We start from the raw sequence: 23,146 nt of genomic DNA, 5'->3' as shown, positions 1-23,146 counted from the left end.
GATTCGCATTTGGCAGGAAGACGATCTGAATGGCGGGGACTGGAGGACGAGGAGCATCGGGCTGGCGACGTTTTGGCATCGCAGCAGCAGGATTTGCCGTTTTTCTGGTTGCCGTCGTCGGTTTCCTCGGTTTTACCCGTGCGGGAACTTCACTCATCCTCAGCCTGGCCGCGCCGGCGCTGAACAGCGCCGACAGCAAGATCACGATTGAGGGTGCGGGCCCGCTCCTGAGTGGTCATCTCAGGATAGACAAGGTGACGCTTGCCGATGCCAAGGGCGTCTATGCCGAGATTGATGCGCTGGCGGTCGACTGGTCGCCGCTCGACCTTCTCGCCTTCAAGGCGAAGATTGAGCTTCTGACGGCGCAGCGCGTTCGTATCGAGCGTCTTCCTGAACCCTCCTCGACCTCCTCCTCATCGGGCAGCAGCTCCTTCTCGCTGCCCGTCGAAGTCGATCTCCAGCAATTGACCCTGCCGCAGATTTCGCTCGGACCGGCCTTGTCCGGTAAGGAGGAAACGCTGTCGGCGGATGTGAGCGCGGCGCTGACGCGAAGCGGAATTGGCGGACAGGCGACGATCCGCGATCTCGGTAAGACAGCAGCGAGCGCCACCCTTTCCGTGCAATATGATGCCAATGCGCAGACGCTGGCGCTCGACGCCAAGGCAGAAGAGCCGAAGGGTGGCGTGATCGCCGGCCTTCTGCGTTTGCCGGATGAGCCGGCTCTCGGTTTTGCGATCAAGGGCAATGGCGCGTTTGCCAACTGGCAGGGCAAGGCGAGCGCCTCGGTCGAGGGTGTGCCCGTCGTCAATCTGGACGCCACAGTGCGCAAGCCGCAGAGCGGGCCGATCGATGTTGCGCTGACCGGCGGCGGCGCATTCGACGCCATCCTGCCCCCGGTTCTGGAGCCGCTCTTTAAGGGGCGTACGGATATCGACCTTGCTCTCGCTTACGATCCCAACGGCGTACTTTCCGTCAGCCGCGGCAAGATCGCAACCGGAACGCTGGCTGCCACGCTTTCCGGAACGCTCTCCGCCAAGGGGACGAACGATTTCCGCGCAGCGGTGACGCCGGTCGGCGACAGTGCCGTCTTCGCGCTGCCGATGGGCGAGGATACGCTGGGGCTCGATCTCAAGTCGCTCCATCTGTCAGTCAGCGGTTCGCCCGAAAAGGCGGCGATCGACGCCGCGCTCGACCTGAAGAAGCTGACGACCAACGCGCTTAACCTCACCGATGTCGTCTTTACGGCCAGCTCCTCCGCCTTCAACCTGCAGGGACAAAGCGGCGTACTCGACACGCGGCTGACGGTCGGCGGCCGCGATTTCAAGTCCGACGCGCTGAACCGGCTGGTGCAGGCGCCGCTGACACTCACCGCGCCGGTCAAGATTTCTGCGGACACCATTCAGGCGACCTATCAGCTTGAGGGGGCGAGCCTGGGCGGCAAGGGCGATGCCGCCTATGGGCGGACCTCCGGCGTCACGGACGCCAACCTGCAGCTGCTTGCAGCGCCCTCCGCCCTGCCGGAAGCGCTTGCGCAGAAACTGAAAAAAACCGTCGGCCTCAGCGGTCAGGTGCGCATTGCGCAGGGGGCGATCGAAGCGAAAGACCTGGTGCTGACATCCGAGCTTCTGGAGGCAAAGGGTGGTGTCAGCCTGAAGAACGGGGCAATTGATGCCGCTTTTGACGGCACGCTTGTCGATCTTGCCAAACTTTCTGACAGCGCAACGGGAAGCGGGACATTCAGCCTCTCCGCTGGCGGAACGCTGGATGCGCCATCGGCCAAGGTCTCGCTTTCCGTGCCCAAGGCGGTTCTTTCGGGCAAGCAGCTTGATCGCTTTTCCGCGGATGTGGCCGCGCAGCTGGACCAGGGTGCCCTTGTGGGCAATGTCACGGCGACCGGCACCATTGCCGGCCAGTCGATCGACGTGAATGCCTACATGAAGCAGGACAAGGGCCGAACCGCCATTCCGGACCTGCAGGTGAAAATCGGGCCGAACATCGTGTCCGGCGCGCTGACCCTGGATGCGGCCTTCCTCCCGACCGGCAAGCTCGGTTTCGACATGCCCGACCTGTCCCTCATCGGCGCCATGGCAGGCCAGCCCCTCAATGGCGGGTTGAAGGGCAGCCTTTCCCTGTCTTCGCCGCAGGGCCAGCTGGCCGCCCGGCTTGATCTTGAAGGCAAGACGCTGGGTTACGACACTGTTTCGCTCGCCGGTCTCCGGGCCGGCGTGGATTATCAGTCCGCTGCACTTTCCGGCACGCTCCGCGCCGATGCGGTGCGCAGCGGAACGAATATGGTTGAGAGTCCGGTGCTGACATTCTCGCGTCAGGGCGAGAAGACGGATTTCACGCTGGATGGCCGCTATCAGGGCGCCCCGCTCGGGGTGAATGGCTATGCGGCCCCCGTGGCAGGTAACACCATCGTTCATCTCGGCGGCTTCAATGCCACGGCAGAAAAGATTGCGGTGAAGCTTGCCGCACCCACCGATATCGCCCTCGTCGAGGGCGGTGCGCGGCTCAACCAGCTAAAGCTGGCGCTAGGCAGCGGTTCCGTGACTGTCAGCGGACGAGCGGGCAATACGCTCGATCTGAAGGCGACGATTGCCAACCTCCCCGCAGCACTTGCCAACACGTTTTCTCCGGGGCTTGGCGCCGATGGGGCGATCTCTGGAACCGCAACCGTGTCCGGCAAAGCAACCGATCCCTCTGCACAGTTTGCGCTCAACTGGCCGTCGGCTTCGCTTGCCGCCACGCGCGGTGCCGGTTTGCCCGGTCTGTCGCTGCAGGCGAAAGGCAACTATGCCGGCGGGTCGCTGACGCTGGACGCCTCGGGTTCCGGCGGTGGGCTCAATGCCAGGGCAAGCGGCCGCGTTCAGCTTCAGGGTGGGCAGGGCATCGACATGCGCGTACAGGGATCTGCGCCGCTGACTCTCGGACAGCCGTTTGTCGAGGATCAGGGCATCGCCCTTTCCGGATCGGCGAATTTCGACATTTCGGCAAGCGGCGCACTGACCTCGCCGCGCCTGGGCGGGACGATCCGCCTTGTTTCCGCCGGAGCCGCTTTGCCGCGCCAGAACCTCAACCTGACCGGGCTTGACGGCACGATCACGCTTGACGGAAGCGTGGCGCGCATCGCCGGCCTGACCGGCAAGATCTCCAATGGCGGAACGGTTTCCGTGGCCGGAACGGTTGGCATCGCGTCGGGATCGGGCCTGCCGGCCGATCTGACGATCAAGCTGACAAATGCCGTGTATGCCGATGGAGATCTGGTGAATGCCAAACTGACCGGCGATCTCACCCTCAAGGGTCCACTGGCCGGTGGTGCCGAGCTTGGCGGCACGATCCGTGTTGCCCAGGCTGCGATCACCATTCCGGAGAAAATTCCGGCGTCGCTGGCAGCCTTGAATGTGAAGCATGAAAACGCCTCGCGCCGAGTCCTGCTTCAGGCGGAGGAAATCAAGGCCGATACGCCGACGCAGGCCAGTGGTTCGTCAGCGCTTCGCCTTGCTCTCGACATCCAGGCGCCGAACCAGATCTTCGTGCGCGGTCGCGGCGTCGATGCGGAGCTGGGCGGGTCGCTGGGGGTGACGGGGACCTCGGCGGCACCTGTCGTCTCGGGCGCCTTCAAGATGATCCGCGGACGGCTCGAAATCCTCGGCAAGCGCCTCGATTTCGCCTCCGGCACCATCGGATTCGGCGGCGGGCTCGTGCCAACGCTTGACCTGAATGCTACATCCAGCGCATCGGCGGCGACCATCACCGTAACAGTGAGCGGCCCCGCTAACGATCCGGAGATTTCCTTCTCCTCATCGCCCGCCCTGCCGCAGGACGAGGTGCTGGCGCAGCTCATTTTCAACAGGTCGCTTTCGAGCCTCACGCCGTTCCAGATTGCCCAGCTTGCGGATGCGGCCCTGCAGCTGGCTGGCGGGCGCAGCACATCGATCTTCGAAAAGCTGCGCAAGGGCGCCGGCATCGACGATCTTGATGTCTCCACCGACAGCGCCGGGCAGGCGCAGGTCACGGCCGGCAAATATATCAACAGCCGTACTTATCTGCAGCTTCAGCAGGGTTCAGGCTCAGGCTCCAGTAAGGCAATTATCAATCTCGATGTTGGCAAAGGCGTGAAACTGCGCGGCGAAGCCGATAGTGGGGGTGGAAGTGCTGCAGGCATATTCTACGAAAAGGAGTATTAGAATAAGAAAATATTCGAAACGTGCTCAACCTTTAGATGATTTTTTATTAATATTCTTATTGGTATTATTTAACGTCTGCCCACTTTACATCGCTTTCTTTTTCGAAAGAGGGTGATGTGCATTCTTTGTTAAGGGGGCACAACTATAAACAAGCCACGCTTGGGAACCAGTGCTTCTTTTGAAGCCGTGTCCCGTGCCTGATCTTCATCAGCAATAAAGAGGCTTGATATGTTGAACTGGCTTGATGCCGGCGACGCCAAGGCAATTCTGGCATCCATTCGAAAAGCCCATGCCGTTATCGAGTTCAACCCCGACGGAATTATTCTCGATGCCAATGAGAATTTCTGTCAGGCGCTGGGCTATTCGCTGGAAGAGATTTCCGGTCAGCATCACCGGTTGTTCGTCGAACCTCTCTATGCGCAATCGGACGCGTATCGGGACTTCTGGGCGGACCTTCAGCGCGGCGAATTCAAGCGCGCCGAGTTCAAGCGTTTTGGCAAGAGCGGACGCGAGGTCTGGATCGAGGCGACTTACAGCCCGGTGATGAAGCGCGGCAAGGTGGTGAAGGTTGTCAAGGTTGCGACCGACATCACCGCTGGAAAGCTGAAGTCGCTTCAGGACGCCGGCAAGATCGAGGCGATTTCCCGGACGCAGGCCGTGATCGAATTTACGCCGGATGGCGAGATCATCACCGCCAACGACAATTTTCTGGCGGCGCTCGGCTATTCCTTGCCCGAGATCGTCGGCCGTCATCACCGGATGTTTTGCGCACCCGATGAAGTGCAGGGGGAAAGCTATGCTGCCTTCTGGGCAAGCCTCGCGGCTGGAACGTTTCAATCTGGCGAGTTCCGGCGCGTGGGCAAGGGCGGTCGCGATGTGTGGATCCAAGCTTCCTACAACCCCATTTTCGACACCGCCGGCAAGGTGCTGCGCGTCGTCAAGTTTGCAGTCGATGTGACGGCACGGGTGCATGCTGTGCAGGCTATCGGAGGCGCTCTGACAAGGCTGGCCGAAGGCGATCTGGAGCAGACGGTTGACCGCAGATTTCCGGCGGATCTGCAGCCGCTGAAGCTCGATTTCAATTCCTCCATCGCCAGTCTGCGCGCCGCCATGAACGGGATCGGTTTGAATGCAGGGGCGATCCTGGCGAGCACGGCAGAGATGCGCGCCGCCTCCGCAGAGCTTTCCACGCGCACCGAACGTCAGGCGTCTTCGGTGGTAGAAACGGTTCAGGCGCTCGGTGCGATTTCGAAGCAGATCGTGGAAGCGGCGGCGCTTGCCGAGGAGGCAGGCAATCTGATCAGTCGCACCGGCGAAAGTGCAGAGAAATCCGGCGAGGTCGTCCGCGAAGCCATCGAAGCGATGGGCGAAATCGAGGGCTCCTCGCGGGAGATCAGCAATATTATCGGTGTGATCGACGAGATCGCGTTCCAGACCAATCTTCTGGCGCTGAATGCCGGTGTGGAAGCCGCACGCGCGGGCGATGCGGGCAAGGGTTTCGCGGTCGTGGCGCAGGAGGTGCGCGAACTTGCACAGCGCTCCGCCCGCGCCGCTAAGGAAATCAAGACGCTGATCAGCAATTCCGGCGAGCAGATCAAAAACGGGGTTTCGCTCGTCGGAAGGACGGGCGAGGCTCTTCAGGAGATCGTAATTCAAGTCGAGAGTGTTAACAGGAACGTAACTGCTATCGTGCATTCTTCCCGTGAACAGTCCGCCGGGTTGAAGGAAATCGACAACGCCGTCAACACGATGGACCAGGGGACACAGCAGAATGCCGCCATGGTGGAGCAGACGAATGCTGCAATCACCGGGCTTGCGAGCGAAGTCGAGGCGTTGAGCACACTGCTTGGGCGCTTCAAAACAGGTCGAGGGGAGTTTCGCGACAACCCCGCTCGCAGTTTCGCGGCGTAAAGGCTCAGCCGTCCCCGGCGAAGTAGGTGACGAGAAATTGACGCGGCCTCTGGCCGTCGGGAACAACGCGCTCGCGGGGTCGAGCGATAGCTGGGAAGAGTTCTGAAATGGCGAGCGTAATCAATACCACCAACTATGCGGGCGAAACCCTCGAGATCATTGCTTTCCGTCTTCACGATCAGGAATTCTGTGTGAAGACGACGACGATCCGCGAAATCCGCGGCTGGGCGCCGTCCACGCCGATCCCGCATTCGCCGCCGGAAGTCATCGGCGTTATGAACCTGCGCGGTTCGGTCATCCCGATCATCGACCTGGCCTACAAGCTTGGCATGGAAAGCACCCAGGCCAACGAACGTTCGGCGATCGTGGTGGCGGAAGTGCACAACATGGTCATCGGCATGCTCGTAGACCGCGTTTCCGACATCCTGACGGTTGCCGGCAGCCAGATCCAGCCGGTTCCGGAGGTCACCGCCTCCTTCGACCGCAGCTATTCGGAAGGCATCATCGCCAACGAGAACGGCATGATCTGCTTCCTGAACCTCTCCAAGATGTTCCGCGAAAAGGACATGGACGACGTCGCCGCCTGACCGGCAGACTTCGAGTTTTTGAAAAAAAAGGCCGCTCCGGATTGCCGGGGCGGCATTTTTGTTTTCAGCGAATGCCGAGAAGATGGAGAAGCGCGAGGCTGATGCCGACGAGCAGGCCGAGCGAGAGCGTGCCGGCTGCCAGTACACGGCCGCCTGAGGACAGGATCGTGCGCATGTCCACCGAGAGGCCAAGCGCGGCCATGGACACGATGGTGAGCGCCGTTGCGATCGCTTCGATCGGGTTCACTGCCTGATTCGGGATCATGCCGAGAGACCGCAGCGCCATCAGAGCTACGAAGCCAACGATGAACCATGGCGTGATCTTCGACCATTCGATGCGCCGGGTCGAACCCGCTTGTTCCCCGTTTCGATCACCGACAAGGCCGATGCAGAAGATGACGGGCGCAAGCATCATGACGCGGATGAGCTTGACGAGTGTCCCCGTCTGCATGCTCAGCAACCCGACAGGGGCTGTGGCGGCCAGGACTTGCGGCACGGCATAGACCGTCATGCCCGAAAGAATGCCATAGCTTTCCGCGCTCATGCCTGTGGCATGCTGGCCAAGCGGCAGGAGGAGAACGACGAGGATGCCGAGTGCTGCGGTGAAGGCGATCGAGGCGGCGACGTCTTCGGCGCGCGCCTTGATGACGGGTGCGACGGCGACGATGGCCGAGTTGCCGCAGATCGAATTGCCGCAGGCGACCAGAAGCGCAAGCCGGTGCTCCAGCTTCAGCATGCGGCCGATCGTGTAGCTTGACAGGACCGCAATGAAGACGGAGGCGGCAACACCGGCGATCAGTGCGGGGCCCGCGCCGGCAATGGCCGAGACGCTGATCGACGCGCCCAGGAGCACGATGGCGACTTCCAGCAAAAGTTTGGCTGAAACCTTTACGCCGGCCTCGAAGCGCGGGTGAAGGCCGAGAAAAGTCCGGATGGACGCGCCAATCAGGATCGCCATGACGAGGCTCTCGAACCAAGCGCGGCTAAAAAGTGCCTTTTCCGTCTGTTCTGCCAGAAAGCCCAGGAGGGCGACGGCGCTGCAGAGCGCGACGCCCGGAATCGCGGCTTTCCATGATTCGATGGCTGTCTGGTTATCTGTATGAGCGACTTGCATGTTTCATCATCCTTGATGAGATGAAAGTGCCATGGACATTCGTACAGGAAAATCGAATAATATGGCATATTCTATTCGAAAGAATCGAACGAATGACATTCGAACAGCTCTCCATCTTCGTCGCCGTGGCCGAGCGGCAGCATCTGACCAAGGCGGCTGAGGCCCTGCGGCTGACGCCGTCGGCTGTCAGCGCGGCAATCAAGGTGCTGGAAGGCTTCTACAATGTGCAGCTTTTCCATCGCGTCGGGCGCGGGATCGAGCTGACGGAGGCAGGGCGGGTCTTCCTGGATGAAGCCAAGGCGGTGCTGTCGCGGGCGCAGTCTGCAGCACTTGTCCTATCCGAACTCGGCGCGATGCGGCGCGGCCGGCTGACCATCCATGCCAGCCAGACGGTCGCGACCTACTGGTTGCCGCAACGTTTGATGCAGTTTCATGCCGCCTATCCGGGCATCGCGCTCGATCTATCTGTGAGCAATACGCAGGGCGTGACCCGGGCGGTGATCGAAGGCACGGCGGATCTCGGCTTTGTTGAGGGGCGTTTCGACGAGCCGGCGCTCGCCGCCCGGGTCGTCGGCGAGGACGAGCTGGTCGTTGTCGTCGCGCCAGGCCATCCTCTGGCGAAGGCGGAGGGCGCCAGCGCCGATACGCTGGTGGCCGAAACGGTCTGGGTCATTCGCGAGGAGGGGTCCGGCACGCGCTCGGAATTTGAGGCGATGCTGCGCGCCATGGGGTTCGATCCGAACCGTCGGAAGATCGCGCTCACCCTGCCGTCCAACGAGGCGATGCTGTCGGCGGTGCGTACATCGCTCGCGGCGTGTGCCGTGTCGCGCCGGGCGGTCGAGCCGCTTCTGGCACAGGGCGATCTGGTCGCCGTCAACTTCCCGAGGCCGGAGCGGCAGTTCCGCATGGTCCGCCACAAGGAGCGGCATTTCGGCGAGGCGGCCAAGGCGCTGGAGGCGATCTGCCTTCAGGCGTGATCGACGGTTTCGGGCCTGTTCACGAGTGCCGCGGCTTCCTTCACCAGCGGGTCGAAGGGCGCGCCGCCTTCCAGATGCTCGAAGAACTGCTTCCGCATGCGCGGTTCCCAGAATTTGTTGATATGGTTTGCCACGCCCGCTGCCCGCTCGGCCTGCGGCTGCGAGTGGAAGAAGGTGGCGATCTGGTTCGCCATGCGAACGATCTTGTCATGCGACATCGGCATCTCTCTCCGGTGCGGTCTGTGCGGCAACTCTGGCCGTATGCGTGAAAATCTCGAAGTCTTTATCGCGCGCCAGCGCCACGAGCGTAATTCCTGCCGCGTCCGCCATGCGGATCGCAAGGGCGGTGGGGGCGGAAATGGCAATCAGGATGCCAGCACCGGCCATGGCCGTCTTCTGGACCATTTCGACAGAGACGCGGCTGGTCAAGACGATTGCGCCGCTGGCACCGTCAATGCCGGCCCGCGCCATCGCGCCGCAGAGCTTGTCCAGCGCATTGTGTCGTCCGACATCCTCGCGGACAAGAGCCAAGCCGCCGCCGGGGCGATAGAAACCGGCGGCATGGACAGCGCGGGTAGCAGCGAAGAGCGGTTGGTGGGCGGCAAGTGAGGCCGTGGCTTCGGCAATCTCATGCGGTGAGAGCGTGAGCGCGGCCTCGACTTTTCGCGCGGGTAGCAGCGCCTGCTCGATGGATTCGATGCCGCAGAGGCCACAGCCGACCGGACCGGCCATGGCGCGGCGGCGCGCGGTCAGCGCGGCCTGATGGTCGCCGGCAAGCTCGATCTGGAGATCGATGCCGCCGCCGGTTTCTTCCGCTCTGACGGAGAGGATGTCTTCGGGCTGCGTAACGATGCCTTCGTTCAGCGTGAAGCCGTAGGCGAAGTCTTCCAGGTCCGCCGGGCTTGCCATCATCACAGCCTGGGTAGAGCCACGATAGGTGAAGGCAACGGGGACTTCCTCGGCGATCTCGCGGGTGGAGGGGGCGAGGCGGCCGGACGCGAAAGCGAGGCGGGGGAGGGGGCGGGAGGGGTTCATGTTGAGCCTCCCGCCCGGAGTGAAGTCCCCCTCTGGCTGCCGCCATCTCCCCCACAAGGGGGGAGACGGATGGGGGCGCCGCCGAGGCTTGTCCTCACCGTGGCACAAAGGTTTTGTTTTCTCGATATCACGGCACGACGGTCACTCTCCCTCCCCCTTGTGGGGAGGGTTGGGGAGGGGTCTTTATGAACCCCACCGATCATCACTCCGCAGCTTCCATCTTGCCGGCGATGCGGCGGGAGCGGCGGGACAATTCGCTGTAATCCTCCTGCCATTCCGATGGGCCGTTGGAGGGCGAGACCTGAACGGCGGTCACCTTGTATTCCGGGCAGTTGGTGGCCCAGTCCGAGAAGTCGGTGGTGATGACGTTGGCCTGCGTGTCCGGGTGGTGGAAGGTCGTGTAGACGACGCCCGGGGCGACGCGGTCGGTGATGAGGGCGCGCAGCGACGTGTCGCCGGCGCGAGAGGTGAGGCGCACCCAGTCGCCCTCGCGGATGCCGCGATTTTCGGCGTCGTGCGGGTGGATTTCCAGCCGGTCCTCGGCATGCCAGGCGGTGTTTTCCGTGCGGCGCGTCTGCGCGCCGACATTGTACTGGCTGAGGATGCGCCCCGTCGTCAGCAGGAGCGGGAAGCGCGGGCCGGTCTTTTCGTCCGTCGCGACGTACTCCGTGCGGATGAACTTGCCCCTGCCGCGCACAAAGCCGTCGACATGCATGATCGGCGAGCCTTCGGGGAACTTCTCGTTGCAGGGCCACTGCACCGAGCCTTTCTCGTCGAGCATTTCATAGGTCACATTCGCGAAGCTCGGCGTGGTCGCCGCAATCTCGGCCATGATCTCGGACGGGTGGCTGTAGTTCCAGTTCAACCCCATCGCCTTTGCAAGTTCCTGCGTCACTTCCCAATCGCCATAGCCGTTCTTCGGGCTGATGACCTTGCGGACGCGGTTGATGCGGCGCTCGGCATTGGTGAAGGTGCCGTCCTTCTCGAGGAAGGTCGAGCCCGGCAGGAAGACATGGGCGTAGTTGGCGGTTTCGTTGAGGAAGAGGTCCTGCACGACGACGCATTCCATCGCGGCGAGACCGGCCGAAACATGATGCGTGTCCGGGTCGGACTGAAGAATGTCCTCGCCTTGAATGTAGATGCCCTTGAACGTGCCTTCGACGGCGGCGTCCAGCATGTTGGGGATGCGAAGGCCCGGCTCGTTGTTGAGCTTCACGCCCCAGAGCTTTTCGAAAACGTCGCGCGTGGCATCGTCGGAGATGTGGCGATAGCCCGGCAGTTCATGCGGGAAGGAGCCCATGTCGCAGGAGCCCTGCACATTGTTCTGCCCGCGCAGCGGGTTTACGCCCACGCCCTTGCGGCCGATATTGCCGGTCGCCATCGCCAGGTTGGCGATGGCCATGACGGTTGTCGATCCCTGGCTGTGCTCGGTGACGCCGAGGCCGTAATAGATCGCGCCATTACCGCCGGTGGCGTAGAGGCGCGCAGCCCCACGGATCAGATCGGCGGGCACGCCGGAGAGCTTTTCGATCTCTTCCGGGCTGTGACGCTTTTCGGCGACGAATTCAGCCCAGTCCTGGAATTCCGACCAGTCGCAGCGCTCGCGGATAAAGGCTTCGTTATAGAGGCCTTCGGTGACGATCACATGGGCGAGCGCGGTGACGATGGCGACGTTCGTGCCGGGGCGGAGCGGCAGATGATAATCCGCCTTCACATGCGGGCCGTCGACCAGATCGATGCGGCGCGGGTCGATGACGATGAGCTTGGCGCCCTGACGCAGCCTCTTCTTCAAACGAGAGCCGAAGACCGGGTGGCCGTCCGTCGGGTTCGCGCCGATGACGATCACGACGTCGGTGTGCTCGACGCTGTCGAAATCCTGTGTGCCGGCCGAGGTGCCGAAGGTCTGGCCGAGGCCGTAGCCGGTCGGCGAATGGCAGACGCGGGCGCAGGTGTCGACATTGTTGTTGCCGAAGCCGGCGCGGATGAGTTTCTGGACCAGATAGGTCTCTTCATTCGTGCAGCGCGAGGAGGTGATGCCGCCAACGGAATCGCGGCCATACTGCTTTTGAATCCGGCTAAATTCGCGCGCCGTGTAGGTCAGCGCCTCTTCCCAGGAGACTTCGCGCCAAGGCTGGTCGATGCTCTCGCGGATCATCGGGTTGAGGATGCGGTCGCGATGCGTGGCATAGCCCCAGGCGAAGCGGCCCTTGACGCAGGAATGGCCGCGATTGGCCTTGCCATCCTTCCACGGCACCATGCGCACCAGCTCCTCGCCGCGCATCTCGGCCTTGAACGAGCAGCCGACGCCGCAATAGGCGCAGGTGGTGACCGCCGAATGCTCCGGCTGGCCGATCTCGATCACCGACTTTTCCGTCAGCGTCGCGGTCGGGCAGGCCTGCACGCAGGCGCCGCAGGAGACGCATTCGGAGGACAGGAAATCCTCATGCATGCCCGGCGACACGCGGCTGTCGAAGCCGCGGCCCTCGATTGTCAGCGCAAACGTACCCTGCACCTCTTCGCAGGCGCGGACGCAGCGTGAGCAGACGATGCATTTCGCCGGATCATAGGTGAAATAGGGGTTCGACTCGTCTTTCGGCATCCAGCGGGCGTTCGTCTCGCCGACGCCGTCGCGCGCCTTCACATGGTTGTCGCCCTCATAGCCATAGCGAACATCGCGCAGGCCGACGGCCCCGGCCATGTCCTGCAGCTCGCAGTCGCCATTGGCGGCGCAGGTGAGGCAGTCGAGCGGGTGGTCGGAAATGTAGAGTTCCATCACGCCCTTGCGGATCGCCTTCAGGCGTTCTGTCTGAGTGTGGACGACGAGACCCTGGGCAACCGGCGTCGTGCAGGAGGCCGGTGTGCCGTTGCGGCCTTCGATCTCGACGAGACAGAGGCGGCAGGAGCCGAAGGCATCGACCATGTCGGTGGCGCAGAGCTTCGGCACCTGAATGCCGGCTTCCATCGAGGCGCGCATCAGCGACGTGCCTTCCGGCACGGTGATCTCGCGACCATCGATGGTCAGCGTCACGGTCTTTTCGGATTTCGAGGCTGGTGTGCCGTAGTCGATTTCATGGATGAGGGACATCAGACTGTCTCCTATGCGGAATGGGGGAGGAGGCGGGCGGAGGCGGGGTCGACAGGTCGTATCATTCCGCCGCCTCCAGTTTCGCACCACCCACAAAATCCTCCGGAAAATGCGTGATCGCGCTCATCACCGGATAGGGCGTGAAGCCGCCGAGTGCACAAAGCGAGCCGAATTTCATCGTGTTGCAGAGGTCGGTGACGAGGTCGAGGCTCTTCTTCGGCTCGATGCCGGCGGAGATCCTGTCGATGACCTCCACGCCACGGGTCGAGCCGATGCGGCAGGGGGTGCATTTGCCGCAGCTTTCCACCGCGCAGAATTCGAAGGCGAAGCGGGCCATCTTGAGCATGTCGGCGCTGTCGTCGAAGACGGTGATGCCGGCATGGCCGATCAGGCCATTCTTTGCCGCAAAGGCTTCATAGTCGAACGGCGTATCGAAGAGCGCTGGCGGGAAATAGGCCCCGAGCGGTCCGCCGACTTGAACGGCCTTGATGGGGCGACCCGTGGCGGTGCCGCCGGCGATGCCCTCGACGATCTCGCCGAGCGTGAGACCGAAGGCGGTCTCGTAAAGACCTGCATGCCGGGCGTTGCCGGCGATCTGGATCGGGATCGTGCCGCGCGAGCGGCCCATACCGAAGTCGCGATAATATTCCGCGCCCTCGTCGAGGATGATCGGCACGGAGGCGAGCGAGATGACGTTGTTGACCACGGTCGGCTTGCCGAGCAGGCCTTCAAGCGCGGGTAGCGGTGGCTTGGAGCGGACGACGCCGCGCTTGCCTTCCAGCGCGTTCAGAAGCGAGGTCTCCTCGCCGCAGACATAGGCGCCGGCGCCGACGCGCATCTCCATGTCGAAGGCGTGGTGGGAGCCGAGAACGGAGGGGCCGAGAATGCCGGCGCCGCGGGCGATCTCGATCGCCTTGTTGAAGACCTCGATCGCCAGCGGATATTCAGAGCGGGTGAAGATGTAGCCCTTCGTTGCGCCGGTCGCGAGGCCGGCAATCGCCATGCCCTCGATGAGCACGAAGGGGTCGCCTTCCATGATCATGCGGTCGGCGAAGGTTGCGCTGTCGCCCTCGTCGGCATTGCAGACGATATATTTCTGGCTCGCCTTGGCGTGGAGCACGGTGTTCCACTTGATACCTGTCGGGAAGCCCGCACCGCCGCGGCCGCGCAGGCCGCTGTCGGTCACTTCCTTGACGATGTCGGCGGCGTGCATGGCAAGTGCGGAACGCAGGCCCTTCAGCCCGCCATGGGCTTCATAGTCTGTGAGCGAGAGCGGGTCGATGACGCCGCAACGCGCGAAGGTGAGACGCGTCTGGTTTTTCAGGAACGGAATGTCTTCGGTCGGACCGAGATAAAGCGGGTGGCCCGCCTTACCTTCGAGGAGGCCAGCTTCGATCAGCGGCTCGACATCGGTGGCCTTCACCGGACCATAGGCGATACGGCCTTCCGGCGTTTCGACCTCGACCAGAGGTTCCAGCCAGTGCATGCCGCGCGAGCCGTTGCGGACGATAACAGCGTCGTGGCCCTCGGAGGCGATGGCGTATTGCAGGGCTTCGGCGACATGGTTTGCGCCGAGGGCGACAGCGGCTGAATCGCGGGGAACGTAGATGCGGATGCTCATTGGCCGGCCTCCGCAAGGGCTGCCTTCACGGCGGCGAGATCGGCGCGTCCTATGAGTTCATCGTCCAGCATGGCAGCAGGCGCACAGGAACAGAGACCGAGACAGTAGACGGGTTCGAGCGTCACCCGGCCATCCGGGGTTGTTTCGTGCCAGTCGATGCCTAGGGCCGCGCGGACGGACTCGGTGAAGGCCTCGCCGCCCATGGACTGACAGGCCTCGGCGCGACAGAGCTTCAGCACATGGCGGCCGGCGGGTTCGGCGCGGAAGTCATGATAGAAGGTCATCACGCCATGAACTTCGGCACGCGAAAGGTTCAGTTCCTTGCCGATCAGCGGCAGGACAGATTGCGGGACGTGGCCGAATTCTTCCTGAAGCGCATGAAGGATCGGCAGGAGAGGCCCTTCCTGGTCCTTCAGCGATCTGACGATCTCCAGCGCGCGCAACTCGACGCCGCCAAGCGGATTATGAATGTTCAATGTGGAGACCTCCCCGTCCATTCTGCATGCCGCATTCTATGAGGCGACCATGGCTATCGAATGGTGGGCGGTCAATATTCCTGTTTCGTCAATTGATAGAAAATATCTATCAAGAAATCGCCAATTGCTGCTTATCGGCTATCGTCTTCGCGGCGCCGAGGAGCGCGCGCACGAGCGGTGTTGCCGGGTCGCGCGGGGCGGTGACAACGCCGACGAGATGACCCGACTCTGGCCGGTCCAGTTCAATCGCACGGACCTTGTTCTGGTAGCCAAACGCCTCGATCATGCCGGCGGGCAGGATCGTCGCCCATTCGCCGGAGAGGACATGGGAGAACAAGACGACGATCGAATTCGATTCCATCCGGGCGCTGGGCTGTGTACCGACCTCTTCGAAATGGCGATCGATGATGCGCCGGTTCTGCATGTCCGTCGTCAGCAGGCAGAGATCCGCGGCAGCGGCCTCCGCCCAGGTGACCCGCGCACGGCTGGCAAGCGGGTGCTCGCGCGCGACCAACATGTAATAGCGCTCGCGATAAAGCGGCACGGTCTGCACGCGTCCGACCGGCTCACCCTCCAGGTAGGTGAGGCCGGCGTCGACTTCGAAGTTTTCGATCAGTTCGAGGATCTGGTCCGACGTCGCGGAGCGGATCGAGAAGGTCACGTCTGGATGGCGCTTCTTGAAGACCTCGGTGATCTTCGGCGTGAAGGCGAGTGCAGTCGGGATGACCGCAAGACGCAGATGACCGGAGAGACCCGAGCGCACTTCGCGCATCTCGTCGCGCAAAGCGCGGGTATCTGCGACGATCTTGCGGGCCCAGATCAAGACCCGCTCGCCTTCCGGCGTCAGGCCCTGAAATCGCGATCCGCGCTGGACGAGCAACACGCCAAGCTGATCTTCAAGCTGCCGTATTCCGGCGGACAGCGTGGGCTGGGTCACGCCGGATTCCTCTGCAGCGCGCCCGAAATGCCGGGTTCTTGCCAGAGCAATAAAGAATTCAAGCTTTGAGATCATGCGCTGCCGTTCCGGTATCGTTTAGCCGTCCAGCCGTGCAATTCCATGGTCCCAACGCCGATCTTGACAATTTTGCTAAGATTGTAGATTTGTTGTCTCTTATAACGGAATTCTGCATAGGCTTTCCCTATTAAAAACGTAAAGAACTCAATTCTGGATTTCGGCTATTCTGAAAATTCTTTTCTGGCTCAAGAAAAATCCGCGGTCACTCGAGTGGCCGCGGATTTCAATATTGTGAGTTGCTGGACGTTTTCTGATGTCAGCCAGCTGACGCGACGGCCCGCTTCGCCATGACTTTCACCAGGTTGGCGCGATAGTCCGAATTGGCGTGGATGTCAGCCATCATCATACCGGCATCGACGGAAACGGCGGCGAGTGCGTCGGGTGCCCAGGCAGCCTTGAGGGCTGCTTCCATGCCCTGATGGCGGAAGACGCCGTTGGAGCCGGCCCCGGTGACGGCAACGCGGACATCCGCGCCCTTCTTGGCCACGAAGACACCGGCCATGGCGTAACGCGAAGCCGGGTTCGGGAACTTCTGGTATGCCGCCTTGTCCGGAGCTTCAAACGAGAAGGAGACGATGATCTCGCCATCCTCGAGAGCCGTTTCGAACATGCCGACGAAGAAGTCGTCCGCAGCGATCTCGCGCTTGTTCGTCTTCACCGTCATGTTCAGCGCCAGAACGGCGGACGGGTAGTCCGCTGCCGGGTCGTCATTGGCGACGGAGCCGCCGATTGTGCCCATGTGGCGCACATGAGGATCGCCGATATGGCTCGCGAGACTGCAGAGCGCCGGGCAGACGGCCTTGAGCGCATCCGAGCTAGCGACGTCATAATGCGACGTGCCGGCGCCGATGGTGACATCGCGGCCATTGACCGTGATACCCTTCATGGCGCCGATATGGCGCAGGTCGATGAGATCCGACGGAGCAGCGAGGCGCTGCTTCATCGTGGCGATCAGCGTCATGCCGCCGGCGAGGTATTTGCCCTCGCCAGCTTCGCCCATCAGGCGGGCGGCGTCTTCCACGGAAGAGGCGCGGTGGTAATTCGTCTCATACATGGTTGCTTCTCCCTCAGTGGCCGTGCATCGCCGCCCAGACCTTGGCGGGCGTGGCAGGCATGGTCAGGTTGTTGTTGCCGATGGCGTCGGTGATGGCATTGATCACCGCCGGCGGCGAGCCGATGGCGCCGGCCTCGCCGCAGCCCTTGAGGCCGAGCGGGTTGCTGGTGCAGGGGGTCGTCTGGTGTGAAACCTTGTAGGACGGCAGGTCGTCGGCGCGCGGCATGGCATAGTCCATGTAGCTCGCCGTCAGCAATTGTCCGGTCGAGGCATCATATTGCACGCCTTCCAGCAGCGCCTGGCCGATGCCTTGTGCGATGCCGCCATGCACCTGGCCTTCGACGATCATCGGGTTGATGATGTTGCCGAAATCGTCGGCCGCGACAAACTGGATGATCTGGGTCTTGCCGGTCTCCGGATCGACCTCGACTTCGCAGATGTAGCAGCCGGCCGGAAAGGTGAAGTTGGCCGGATCGTAGAACGCGCCTTCCTTCAGGCCCGGCTCCATGCCGGCGGGCAGGTTATGCGCGGTGTAGGCGGCGAGCGCCATCTGGAACCACGGCACGGTCTTGTCAGTGCCGGCGACCTTCAGCTCGCCGTTCTCGATGACGATATCGCTTTCGGAGGCTTCCATGAGGTGGGCGGCGATCTTCTTCGCCTTGGCCTCGACCTTGTCGAGCGCCTTGGCAATGGCCGACATGCCGACCGCGCCGGAGCGCGAACCGTAAGTGCCCATGCCCATCTGCACCTTGTCGGTGTCGCCATGGACAATGGAGATGCTGTCGAGCGGCAGACCGAGGCGGGTGGCGACGAGCTGTGCGAAGGTGGTCTCATGGCCCTGGCCGTGGCTGTGCGAGCCGGTAAGCACTTCGATCGTGCCGACCGCGTTGACGCGCACTTCCGCCGACTCCCAGAGGCCGACGCCGGCGCCGAGCGAGCCGACCGCAGCAGACGGCGCGATGCCGCAGGCTTCGATATAGCAGCTCATGCCGATGCCGCGCTTCTTGCCGCGCCGTTCGGCTTCCGCCTTGCGGGCGGGGAAACCGGCCCAGTCGGCTTCTGCCATCGCGGCATCCAGCGAGGCCTGGAAGTCGCCGGTGTCGTAATTCATGATGACCGGCGTCTGGTGCGGGAACTGGCGGATGAAGTTGATCGAGCGCAGTTCAGCCGGGGAAATCCCCAGTTCGCGCGCCGCCGTTTCCATCGTGCGTTCCAGCAGATAGGTGGCTTCCGGACGACCGGCGCCGCGATAGGCATCGACCGGTGCGGTGTTGGTGTAGACCGCATGCACGTTCGCATAGATGGCCGGCAGATTGTACTGGCCGGAGAGCAGCGTCGCATAGAGATAGGTGGGCACAGCAGCCGAGAAGAGCGACATGTAGGCGCCGAAATTGGCGGTGGTGTCGACCTTCAGCGCGGTGACGCGATGGTTGGCGTCAAAGGCCATCTTCACCTTGGAGACATGGTCGCGGCCATGGGCGTCGGTGAGGAAGGCTTCGGTGCGATCTGAGGTCCACTTGACCGGTACGCCAGTCTTTTTCGAGGCCCAGAGACAGGTGATCTCTTCCGGATAGATATAGATCTTCGAGCCGAAACCGCCGCCGACATCGGGGGCGATGACGCGCAGCTTGTTTTCCGGCGCGACATTATAGAAGGCGCTCATCACGAGGCGGGCCGCATGCGGGTTCTGGCTCGTGGTGTAGCAGGTGTAGTGATCCTCGGCGGTGTCGTAGATGCCAAGCGCCGCGCGCGGCTCCATCGGGTTCGGCGACAGGCGGTTGTTGTGGATCTCGATTTCCGTGATGTGGGCAGCGGAGGAGAGGGCTGCGTCCACCGCACTTTCGTCGCCGATATGCCAGTCATAGATCTGGTTGCCGGGGGCGTTGGCGTGGATCTGCGGGGCGCCGGGCTTCAGCGCGTCGAGGGCTTCGGTGACGGCGGGAAGCACCTCGTAGTCCACGACCACTGCTTCGGCGGCGTCACGCGCCTCGCCTATGCTGTCGGCCACAACGACGGCGACGGCGTCACCGACATAGCGCACGGTTTCATAGGCCAGCGGGCGCCAGTCGCCCATGTTCATCGGCGAGCCATCCTTGGAATGGATCATCCAGCCGCAGATGAGGCTGCCGATGCCGTCTTCCTTCATCGCGCGGCCTTCAAGCACGTCGATGACGCCCGGCATGTCCTTGGCGGCCGAAACGTCGATGCTCTTGATCTTCGCATGTGCATGGGGGCTGCGGACAAAGACCGCATATTTCATCCCCGGCACCTTCATGTCATCCACATACCGGCCCTTGCCGGTCAGGAAGCGCTTGTCTTCCTTGCGCGCCACGCGTGCGCCAATACCTTCAACACCCATTTCTGATCCTCCCAGACGAGCGAATAGTGAAAAGTGATTTCAGCAGACGGTCAGGCGGTATCGGCCACGGAACTTCGCAGTTCGCTGAAAGCGATCCTGTCGAAGTGCAACGGGCCGAACCGTTATCCGCCCGGCCTTATTCGGCAGCCTGCTTCGCGCCGCCCATTTCATCGGCAGCGGACAGGATGGACTTCACGATGTTGTGGTAGCCGGTGCAACGACAGATATTGCCTTCCAGTTCCTGGCGCACCGTTTGCTCGTCGAGCTGACCACCATGGCGGCGGATCATGTCGACGGCGGTCATCACCATGCCGGGTGTGCAGAAACCGCACTGAAGGCCATGGTTTTCCTTGAAGGCGGCCTGCACCGGATGCAGCGTGTCGCCCGATGAAATGCCTTCGATTGTCGTGATTTCCGAACCCGAGGCCTGAACGGCCAGGATCGTACAACTCTTGACCGAGCGGCCGTCCATATGGATCACGCAGGCGCCGCATTGTGTCGTATCGCAACCGACATGCGTTCCCGTGAGGCCCAGATTTTCGCGGATGAAGTTCACGAGCAGGGTGCGATCTTCGCATTCTCCGCTCACTTTTCGACCATTCACGGTCATCGTTACTTTCGTCATGCATTCCTCCCTAGATTAGCAGACGCAGTGGGGACGAGTATTTGCTGATTTCGCCCGGCAATCAACCGAAACATCCGAATGTGTAAAAGATTTGAAACATTTTGACCGCTCAAACGTTATCCGCCCGCGAATGGCTGATCGGCCGCGAGAGGTGGTACGGGTGCGTTTCCACAATTTGAGCCAGATTGGTATTTAGTTCAAACATTTGGCTCTCGCGGAGACCGCGTGATCCATGCTAGTTAGTACGGATGGGGGGGTATATCTGGCTCCGCCCGTTACACAGGGAGACAATCATGAAGAAAGCTATTGCATTGATTCTGGTGGCGCTCGCCGTCACGAGCTGCTCGCAGACCGAAAAGGGCGCGGCCATCGGCGCGGCCGGCGGCGCGATCCTCGGCGGTGCGATCACCGGCGACGTTCGTGGCGCTGCAGTTGGTGCGGCCATCGGTGGTGTGACGGGTGCCGTTGTCGGCCACGTCTCCGAACAGCCGGGCCAGTGCTACTATCGCGACCGCTACGGCCGCCGTTACGTCGACAGCTGCCCGCGCGGCTACTAATTCGGCCTGATCGTTTTGATCTGTCGCACCGGCGCGTTTCGACGCGTCGGTGTTTTTTTGTCTTGACCTTCCAGTCACTGGAAGGATTAGCCTTGCTGAAGATAATCTGGAGGGCTCAAGATGAGCACGAATTCGCAAACGGCACCCGCCGACGGCGGCGCGCCGGTTCCCACCGCGATCGATCCCGTCTGCGGGATGACGGTGAAGCTGAATGCCGGCAAGCCGAAGCTCGTCTACAAGGGCACGGAATATCACTTCTGCAATCCGAAATGCCTGACGCGCTTTGACGCCGATCCCTACTTCTATCTCTCCGGCAATTCCAAGCGGCGGAAGAAGGCGGCGCCCAAGGCGGCGCGCTACACCTGCCCGATGGACCCGGAGATCGTGCAGGACGGACCCGGCACCTGCCCGATCTGCGGCATGGCGCTGGAGCCGATGGACGGGCAGGCCGATGGGCCGAACCCGGAGCTTGTCGATTTCACGCGCCGCTTCTGGGTGAGCGTTGCTGCGGCCGTGCCGCTGCTCATCCTCTCCATGGGGCCGATGCTGAGCCTGCCGATCCGGGACTGGATCGGCGAGCGGATTGCGGTCTTTCTCGAGATGATCCTTGCCGCACCTGTCGTTCTCTGGGCGGCGCAGCCGTTCTTTCATCGCGGCTGGGTGTCGGTGAAGACCTGGCATCTCAACATGTGGACGCTGATCATGCTCGGCGTCTCGGCGGCCTTCGGCTATAGCGTGGTGGCGGCATTCTTACCCGGCATATTCCCACACGATATCGCAGGCCATGGTGGCGGTGTGCCGGTCTATTTCGAGGCGTCCGTCGTCATCATTGCGCTGGTCTTTCTTGGCCAGATCCTGGAGCTCAGGGCCCGTGAGAAAACGGGCGATGCCCTGAAGGCGCTGGTGAACCTCGCGCCGAAAAAGGCGCTGCGGCTCAATGCTGATGGCTCGGAATATGAGGTGCCGCTGGAGAACATCCTGGTCGGCGATCGTATCCGCGTCCGTCCCGGCGAAAGCGTGGCGGTTGACGGGCAGGTGACGGAAGGCCGCTCGTCGGTGGACGAGAGCATGATTACCGGCGAATCGATCCCGGTCGAAAAGAATCCAGGCGACACCGTCACCGGCGGGACGATCAACGGCAATGGCGGGCTCGTCATCGAGGCCACCAAGGTCGGTGACGACACGATGCTGGCGCAGATCGTCAAGCTGGTGACATCAGCTCAGAGATCGCGCGCGCCGATCCAGAGCCTTGCCGATCGCGTCGCCAGCTGGTTCGTGCCGGCGGTGGTGGGCGTTGCCGTCGTCTCGTTCGTCGCATGGCTGATCTTCGCGCCGGAACAGTCCTTCATCTATGCGATCGTCGCGGCCGTCTCCGTGCTGATGATTGCCTGTCCCTGTGCGCTGGGGCTTGCCACACCCGTTTCGGTGATCGCGGCGACCGGGCGCGGGGCGCAGGCCGGCGTGCTGATCCGCAATGCGGCCGCTCTTGAAAGGTTGGCGGCGGCGGATGTGCTGGTCATCGACAAGACCGGGACGATCACGGAAGGCAAGCCGGTTCTCTCCGGGTTGGCGGCCTTCGAAGGCTTTTCGGAGGATGAGGTTCTGGCGCTCGCCGCCTCGCTCGAAAAGGGCTCGGGCCATCCGCTTGCCGCCGCGATCCTGAAGGGGGCGGGGGAAAGGGGCGCGCCCCTTCACGAGGTGGATAATTTCGATTCCGTCACCGGCAAAGGGGTTCAGGGCGTGATCGATGGCCGTCGCGTGGCGCTCGGCAATTCCGCCATGATGTGCCACATCGATCTCGGCATTTCGGATATCAAGGCGGATGCGGACCGTTTGGCTGCCGAGGGTGCCACGGTCATGTATCTTGCCGTCAACGGCAAGCCCGCCGGTCTGATCGCCGCAGCCGACCCGGTAAAGGCTACGGCCAGCGAGGCTGTTGCGGCGCTGAAGGAGGCGGGCCTCAGCGTCATCATGGCCACCGGCGACCAGGAGGCCGCGGCCCGCGCCGTTGCCGGACGCGTCGGGATCGATGAGTTCCGCGCGGGGCTTCTGCCGGAGGGCAAGAAGGCGCTGGTGGACGGGTTGCAGGCCGAGGGCCGTTCGGTTGCCATGGCGGGCGATGGCGTCAACGATGCGCCGGCGCTGGCGGCTGCCGACACCGGCATCGCCATGGGCACAGGCGCAGATGTGGCGATCGAAAGCGCAGGCATCACGCTGGTGAAGGGCGATCTGCAAGGTGTGGTGAAGGCAAGGCAACTCGCCACGGCCACGATCCGCAACATCAAGCAGAACCTGTTCTTCGCCTTTATATATAACGTGGTTGGCGTGCCGATTGCCGCGGGCGTGCTTTATCCGATCACCGGGTCCATGCTCTCGCCCATGCTGGCGGCGGCGGCGATGAGCCTGTCTTCCGTCTCGGTGATCTCGAATGCGCTGCGGCTGCGGCAGTTGAAGCTTTAGGATCGCATGGCTGCCGTTTGCGACATCTGCGCTTTTGGGGCTTGGCGGCCCCCTCATCTGCCTGCCGGCATCTTCTCCCC

16 protein-coding genes are annotated in these 23,146 nt (G+C 62.6%); 6 read left to right on the top strand and 10 right to left on the bottom strand.

The annotated features are described in order from the left end of the window. Window positions 1-29: 29 nt before the first annotated feature. From LQK83_RS15605 to LQK83_RS15595, 3 genes are all read left to right on the top strand, one after another. Complete coding sequence (locus tag LQK83_RS15605) at window positions 30-4,190, top strand: translocation/assembly module TamB domain-containing protein (RefSeq protein ID WP_230838321.1); 4,161 nt, start codon at window positions 30-32, stop codon at window positions 4,188-4,190. Between the two features lie 228 nt (window positions 4,191-4,418). Continuing rightward, on the top strand, window positions 4,419-6,101 hold the full coding sequence (locus LQK83_RS15600; protein ID WP_230838320.1) for a methyl-accepting chemotaxis protein: 1,683 nt from the start codon (window positions 4,419-4,421) through the stop codon (window positions 6,099-6,101). 107 nt (window positions 6,102-6,208) lie between these two features. Continuing rightward, window positions 6,209-6,688, top strand: a complete 480-nt coding sequence (locus tag LQK83_RS15595) for a chemotaxis protein CheW (protein ID WP_109856621.1) — start codon at window positions 6,209-6,211, stop codon at window positions 6,686-6,688. A gap of 64 nt (window positions 6,689-6,752) precedes the next feature. On the opposite strand, the gene LQK83_RS15590 is transcribed toward LQK83_RS15595, so the two are convergent. Then, window positions 6,753-7,802, bottom strand: a complete 1,050-nt coding sequence (locus LQK83_RS15590) for a YeiH family protein (protein ID WP_230838319.1) — start codon at window positions 7,800-7,802, stop codon at window positions 6,753-6,755. A 92-nt stretch (window positions 7,803-7,894) separates the two neighbouring features. Between LQK83_RS15590 and LQK83_RS15585 the strand changes: the two genes are divergently transcribed. Beyond that, a complete protein-coding gene (locus LQK83_RS15585; RefSeq protein WP_230838318.1) occupies window positions 7,895-8,779 on the top strand; it encodes a LysR family transcriptional regulator in 885 nt (294 codons plus the stop codon). On the opposite strand, the gene LQK83_RS15580 is transcribed toward LQK83_RS15585, so the two are convergent. From LQK83_RS15580 to LQK83_RS15540, 9 genes are all read right to left on the bottom strand, one after another. Next, window positions 8,770-8,997, bottom strand: coding sequence for a formate dehydrogenase subunit delta (locus tag LQK83_RS15580; RefSeq protein ID WP_230838317.1), 228 nt, complete (start codon window positions 8,995-8,997; stop codon window positions 8,770-8,772). The genes LQK83_RS15585 and LQK83_RS15580 overlap by 10 nt on opposite strands. After that, window positions 8,987-9,814 carry a formate dehydrogenase accessory sulfurtransferase FdhD gene (gene fdhD / locus LQK83_RS15575; protein ID WP_230838316.1) on the bottom strand — a complete coding sequence of 276 codons (828 nt, stop codon included), beginning with the start codon at window positions 9,812-9,814 and terminating at the stop codon, window positions 8,987-8,989. The genes LQK83_RS15580 and fdhD overlap by 11 nt, the downstream gene beginning before the upstream one ends. Window positions 9,815-10,016: 202 nt before the next feature. Beyond that, on the bottom strand, window positions 10,017-12,899 hold the full coding sequence (fdhF, locus tag LQK83_RS15570; protein ID WP_230838315.1) for a formate dehydrogenase subunit alpha: 2,883 nt from the start codon (window positions 12,897-12,899) through the stop codon (window positions 10,017-10,019). Between the two features lie 61 nt (window positions 12,900-12,960). Further along, window positions 12,961-14,520: a formate dehydrogenase beta subunit gene (locus LQK83_RS15565; RefSeq protein WP_230838314.1), complete on the bottom strand. Its 1,560-nt coding sequence runs from the start codon at window positions 14,518-14,520 to the stop codon at window positions 12,961-12,963. Beyond that, window positions 14,517-14,996 carry a formate dehydrogenase subunit gamma gene (locus LQK83_RS15560; RefSeq protein ID WP_230838313.1) on the bottom strand — a complete coding sequence of 160 codons (480 nt, stop codon included), beginning with the start codon at window positions 14,994-14,996 and terminating at the stop codon, window positions 14,517-14,519. Before LQK83_RS15560 ends, LQK83_RS15565 begins: the two co-directional genes overlap by 4 nt. Before the next feature lie 109 nt (window positions 14,997-15,105). Continuing rightward, a complete protein-coding gene (locus LQK83_RS15555; protein WP_230838312.1) occupies window positions 15,106-16,008 on the bottom strand; it encodes a LysR family transcriptional regulator in 903 nt (300 codons plus the stop codon). 259 nt (window positions 16,009-16,267) lie between these two features. Continuing rightward, the gene (locus LQK83_RS15550; RefSeq protein ID WP_230838311.1) at window positions 16,268-17,065 is read right to left on the bottom strand and encodes an FAD binding domain-containing protein; all 798 of its coding nucleotides are present in this window, start codon (window positions 17,063-17,065) and stop codon (window positions 16,268-16,270) included. Window positions 17,066-17,078: 13 nt separating this feature from the next. Beyond that, a complete protein-coding gene (locus LQK83_RS15545) occupies window positions 17,079-19,424 on the bottom strand; it encodes a xanthine dehydrogenase family protein molybdopterin-binding subunit (RefSeq protein WP_230838310.1) in 2,346 nt (781 codons plus the stop codon). Between the two features lie 136 nt (window positions 19,425-19,560). Beyond that, on the bottom strand, window positions 19,561-20,049 hold the full coding sequence (locus LQK83_RS15540) for a (2Fe-2S)-binding protein (RefSeq protein WP_230838309.1): 489 nt from the start codon (window positions 20,047-20,049) through the stop codon (window positions 19,561-19,563). Between the two features lie 293 nt (window positions 20,050-20,342). Here LQK83_RS15540 and LQK83_RS15535 point away from each other — a divergent pair, with 293 nt between their 5' ends. Further along, window positions 20,343-20,606 (top strand): glycine zipper domain-containing protein, encoded by a 264-nt coding sequence (locus tag LQK83_RS15535; RefSeq protein ID WP_230838308.1) that lies wholly within the window; start codon window positions 20,343-20,345, stop codon window positions 20,604-20,606. 120 nt (window positions 20,607-20,726) lie between these two features. Continuing rightward, entirely contained in the window at window positions 20,727-23,066 is a 2,340-nt protein-coding gene (locus LQK83_RS15530) for a heavy metal translocating P-type ATPase (RefSeq protein WP_230838307.1), read from the top strand. Window positions 23,067-23,146: the final 80 nt, after the last annotated feature.

The organism is Rhizobium sp. C1 (assembly GCF_021026335.1).
In the GTDB taxonomy this organism is placed as follows: Bacteria; Pseudomonadota; Alphaproteobacteria; order Rhizobiales; family Rhizobiaceae; genus Ensifer_A.
This window is presented reverse-complemented; position numbering and strand designations above follow the sequence as displayed.